Annotated in this window: 4 protein-coding genes; 2 read left to right on the forward strand and 2 right to left on the reverse strand. The window is 70.5% G+C overall.

All coding sequences use genetic code 11. The features are described 5' to 3' along the window. Nucleotides 1–192, reverse strand: a 192-nt coding sequence (locus BZL64_RS40615) for a hypothetical protein (RefSeq protein ID WP_208639461.1), incomplete at its 3' end; no start/stop codon positions are given. A gap of 165 nt (nucleotides 193–357) precedes the next feature. On the opposite strand from BZL64_RS40615, the gene BZL64_RS17370 reads away from it, so the two are divergent. After that, nucleotides 358–906 (forward strand): bacterial proteasome activator family protein, encoded by a 549-nt coding sequence (locus BZL64_RS17370; protein ID WP_086770101.1) that lies wholly within the window; start codon nucleotides 358–360, stop codon nucleotides 904–906. Between the two features lie 178 nt (nucleotides 907–1,084). On the opposite strand, the gene BZL64_RS17375 is transcribed toward BZL64_RS17370, so the two are convergent. Then, nucleotides 1,085–2,716, reverse strand: coding sequence for a protein kinase domain-containing protein (locus BZL64_RS17375; RefSeq protein WP_086770102.1), 1,632 nt, complete (start codon nucleotides 2,714–2,716; stop codon nucleotides 1,085–1,087). 346 nt (nucleotides 2,717–3,062) lie between these two features. Between BZL64_RS17375 and BZL64_RS17380 the strand changes: the two genes are divergently transcribed. Further along, on the forward strand, nucleotides 3,063–4,667 hold the full coding sequence (locus BZL64_RS17380; protein WP_086770103.1) for a protein kinase domain-containing protein: 1,605 nt from the start codon (nucleotides 3,063–3,065) through the stop codon (nucleotides 4,665–4,667). Nucleotides 4,668–4,735: the final 68 nt, after the last annotated feature.

The following is a 4,735-nucleotide window of genomic DNA, read 5'->3' on the forward strand; positions in this document are numbered from 1 at the left end:
CTTCAGGGCTACGTGTCGAGCCACGCTCGTACGCCGCCCCGCTCCGTACGCGACCTCGGAGCCGTACGCCGACGCACCCTCGTACGCCGATACCGCCGCCGCGTCCGCCGAGGCGCCCCCGTACGGCAGCACGGCCAGCAGCAGCCCCGTCCCGACACCCACCCCGCACAGCCCCCGCCGCCTTGGAGTCACGTCCGTGACCCCCTCCCGGTGTTCCGTCGCCACAGAATGAGGTCACAAGCCTCACATGCCGGGATGGGCATCGCATTCCGGACTGCTCCGAACGGGAAAGCGGGAGATCGTCCTTCACGGGGGGTGCCACGGTGATGAGGTGTACGGGTGAGAGAGAATGACGGCATGGAGATGCCGAGGAACGAACGGTCGCCGGAGAACGCCCAGAAGATCCTGGTCGTGGGCCAGGACGGCATGGCACTCGGCGGCATCGACGCGGACGACGACTCCCGCGAGACCCCCGTGACCGAGCAGGTCGAGCAGCCGGCGAAGGTCATGCGGATCGGAAGCATGATCAAGCAACTGCTCGAGGAAGTGCGTGCGGCTCCCCTCGACGAGGCCAGCCGCGTCCGGCTCAAGGAGATCCACGCGAGCTCGGTGAAGGAGTTGGAGGACGGCCTGGCGCCGGAGCTGGTCGAGGAGTTGGAGCGGCTCTCCTTGCCGTTCAACGAGGATTCGACCCCGAGCGACGCGGAACTGCGCATCGCGCAGGCCCAGTTGGTGGGCTGGCTGGAAGGCCTGTTCCACGGAATCCAGACCACGCTGTTCGCCCAGCAGATGGCGGCGCGGGCCCAGTTGGAGCAGATGCGCCGCGCGCTGCCGCCGGGAGCCGGCGGCCACGAGAACGATGACGACCCGCGGGCGGGCGGGCGTACCGGCGGGCCCTACCTGTAGGCCGCCCACACACGCGAGGGGTCCGGCGGGTATCCGCCGGACCCCTCGCATGTGCGGTGATCCCCTGTCACGTCAGCTCTGCTGAGTGATCGTCAGCGTCGGCGCTTCTCTCCTTCGGGGTTGTCCTCCGCCAAGGAGGACGACCCCTACACCTGACGGCCCGTTTGCCCTCACCCGGTCACTGCGGGGGGTTGCCCGTCGAGACCTGCAGTTTGATGGGGTCCATGTCCTGCGGATCCACATCGGTGCCCGCGGCGGGGAACTGAGACAGGACGGCCCCGTCGCCCCAGGTGTTGTCGTCCTTCTCCTCGACGTCGACCCGCCAGCCCGCGGCCTGGAAGCACGCCTTCACCGAGTCGATGTGCTTGTACCTGAAGTCGGGCAGCCGGACCTTGTCCGGGTCGTTGTACGCCTCCTGCGGCTCGGTGCACTCGGAGGTTTCGATCGTCCTCGACGTGTCCGGGCCCCGGTAGCCGGCGACCTGTGACGGCGACGCGGTGGGGGTGAGGGGGTCGCTGGTCTTGTCGTCGTCACTGCCGTTGGCCGCGAGGGTCCCGATCAGGGCGCCGATGGTCGCGAGGACCACGATCGCCGACCCGACGAGCGCGCCGGTGCTGTTCTTGCGGCCGCCGCCCGGGGCTCCCGCCGCCTGCGGGCTCATGGTGTACGCGGGCGAGGTGTTCGGACCCTGCTGGTGGCCGTACGCCGGCGCCGGAGCGGGCGTCTGATAGCCCTGCTGCGGATAGCCGTACGACGGGGCGGGAGTCGAGGGAGTGCCGTACGGGTTGGGCGTCGGGGCCGGCTGGTACGGCGTCTGGACGTTGCCGACGGGCGCCTGGGAGTTCTGGCCGACCGGGGGGAACACGGCGGAGCCGACGCCGGAGCCGCTCTGCGAGGGGGTGCCCGCGACGATGCTCGGCGGGGCCGGCTGGAAGGAGGCCGCGACGCGCAGGCACTCGTCGCGCATGGCCACGGCGTTGGGGAAGCGCTCGTTCGGGTTCTTCTTCAGCGCGCGGGCGACGAGCGCGTCGACGGCCGGCGGCAGCGCGCGGTTGATGGAGGAGGGAGCCACCGGCTCCTCCTGCACATGCGCGTACGCGATCGCCAGCGGCGAGTCGGCGTCGAACGGCAGCCGCCCGGTGACCAGTTGGAACAGCATGATGCCGACCGAGTACAGGTCGGAGCGTGCGTCGACGGCGCGGCCGAGGGCCTGCTCGGGCGAGAGGTACTGCGGGGTGCCGACGACCATGCCGGTCTGCGTCATCGAGGTGACGCCGGACTGCATGGCGCGCGCGATGCCGAAGTCCATCACCTTGACGACGCCGCGCTTGGTCATCATCACGTTGCCGGGCTTGATGTCGCGGTGGACCAGGCCCATCTCGTGGCTGATCTCCAGGGCGGCCAGCACATCCGCGGTGATCTTGAGCGCCTTGTCGGCGGGCATCGCGCCCTGCCCCCGTACGTCCTCGTCGAGCACCGAGCCGAGCGGGCGGCCCTCGATGTACTCCATGACGATGTACGGGGTGGTCAGGCCGTCGACATCGTCCTCGCCGGTGTCGAAGACCGAGACGATGTTGGTGTGGGTGAGCTTGGCCACGGCTTGGGCCTCGCGGCGGAACCGCTCGCGGAAGGCCTGCTCGCGGCCCAGTTCGGTGTGGAGCGTCTTGACCGCGACCTGCCGGTCGAGCACCGAGTCGTAGGCGAGGTGCACCGAGGCCATACCGCCCTCGCCGAGCAAGTCGCGCAGCTGATAGCGGCCGCCGGCGAGCGCCCGCCCCGCGTACCGGCCCTGCGCGCCGTCCTGGCTCATTCTCTGCGTCCCCCGTCGGGCCACCGGCTTCTGCCGCTCACCGTGGCTTGCCATTGATCGAAAGTGCTATTCCCGGCCAAGTCTGCCCCAGGGCACTGACACGTCAAGCTCGGTGCCCGTTCCGTGACCGTACGCGAAAGAAGAGTCGCGGAAGCGTTACAGGTGCCGTACGGCCGGTACACAGAATTTGCACGCCGGCGCGGAGTACGGGTTTGATGGCCGATCCGTCTCCCACCGATCACCCGGGCTGATCCCGGACCGGCGGCTTGCGCGGAGGCTGTAGCGTGGCCGACGGAGACCGTAACAACACCGCGCGCACCGCGGGCAGAAACGACGGCGAGGACTGATGGCACAGCAGCAGCGCGCTCAGGGCCCGTCCGACCCCGAGGCGACTGGCGGCGGTATGTCAGATGCGCCGGAGATGTGGGGTAACGGCGGACTTGTCGGGGACGGCCGTTACCGGCTGACCGGCAGACTCGGGCGGGGCGGCATGGCGGAGGTGTTCGCCGCCGAGGACGTGCGTCTCGGCCGGACCGTCGCGGTCAAGCTGCTGCGAGCCGACCTCGCCGAGGACCCGGTGTCCAAGGCCCGCTTCACGCGCGAGGCCCAGTCGGTCGCCGGCCTCAACCACCACGCGATCGTCGCCGTGTACGACTCCGGCGAGGATGTCGTCGGCAGCCAGAGCGTGCCGTACATCGTGATGGAACTGGTCGAGGGGCGGACGATCCGTGACCTGCTCCTCAACGCCGAGGCGCCGGGCCCCGAGCAGGCGCTGATCATCGTCTCCGGGGTGCTGGAGGCGCTCGCCTACTCGCACCAGCACGGCATCGTGCACCGCGACATCAAGCCGGCGAACGTGATCATCACGGACAACGGCGCGGTGAAGGTGATGGACTTCGGCATCGCGCGCGCCCTGCACGGGGCGTCGACGACGATGACGCAGACCGGCATGGTCATGGGCACCCCGCAGTACCTCTCCCCGGAGCAGGCGCTCGGCAAGGCCGTCGACCACCGCTCCGACCTGTACGCCACGGGCTGCCTGCTGTACGAACTGCTCTCGCTGCGCCCGCCGTTCACCGGTGAGACCCCGCTGTCGGTGGTCTACCAGCACGTGCAGGACATCCCGGTGCCGCCGTCGCAGACCTCGGAGGGCGTGTGCCCGCCGGAACTCGACGGCCTCGTCATGCGTTCTCTCGCCAAGGACCCCGACGACCGGTTCCAGACCGCGGAGGAGATGCGCGGCCTCATCCAGTACGGGCTCCAGATGCTGTACGAACAGGGCGCCCACACCGGCACCTGGAACACCGGCCCGGTCGGGGCGGGCACCGGCGCGGGTGCCGCCGCGGCGGGCTTCGCGAGCACCACCGCGCTGCCGCACGGCACCGACGGTTCCCACACCTCGCAGATCCCGCAGCCGATCCTGCCCAGGGGCTACGGCAATGGCGACGACGGTGGCTTCGAAGGGGGCGGCAACCGGGGCAGTGGCCGCGGCAAGCTGTGGATCCTCGCGGTCCTCGCGGTGATCGCCATCGCCGCGGGCGTCGCGCTCGCGCTCAACAACCGGGACACGGGAGGCGGCGAGAGCGGGACCACCACGTCGCCGAGCGCCACCCCGTCCGCGTCGGACGACCAGGCGAGCGAGTCACCGAGCGCGTCGCCGAGCGAGGAGTCGACGGAGGACACCTCCGAGGGCAGCACCGGTTCGAACTCGGGCTCCAACTGGACGCCGTCCTACACGCCGTCCTACTCACCGTCTCCGAGCTACAGCAGCGAGCCGTCGGACGAGCCGTCGGACCCCGTGACGAGCGACCCCGCGACGGAGGAGCCGACCGGTTCGGAGTCGAGCGACCCCGGCACCGCGGACGGCGGCACCGGCGACGGTGGGACGTCGGAGGGCGGCGGCACCATCACCGGAGTCACCGGCGGCGGCAGCGCCGGCGACGAAGGCTGACCGACCGCACAGCGAAAGGCACGCGCGCGTGATCCCCTGACGGGGCTTCACGCGCGCGTAGTCGTTTC

The organism is Streptomyces bobili, assembly GCF_002154575.1.
GTDB classification, from domain to species: domain Bacteria; phylum Actinomycetota; class Actinomycetes; order Streptomycetales; family Streptomycetaceae; genus Streptomyces; species Streptomyces bobili.

Coding starts and splice junctions, on each gene's coding strand:
- BZL64_RS17370 (WP_086770101.1), top strand. CDS start 358: ATGGAGATGCCGAGGAACGAACGGTCGCCGGAGAACGCCCAGAAGATC.
- BZL64_RS17375 (WP_086770102.1), bottom strand. CDS start 2,716: ATGAGCCAGGACGGCGCGCAGGGCCGGTACGCGGGGCGGGCGCTCGCC.
- BZL64_RS17380 (WP_086770103.1), top strand. CDS start 3,063: ATGGCACAGCAGCAGCGCGCTCAGGGCCCGTCCGACCCCGAGGCGACT.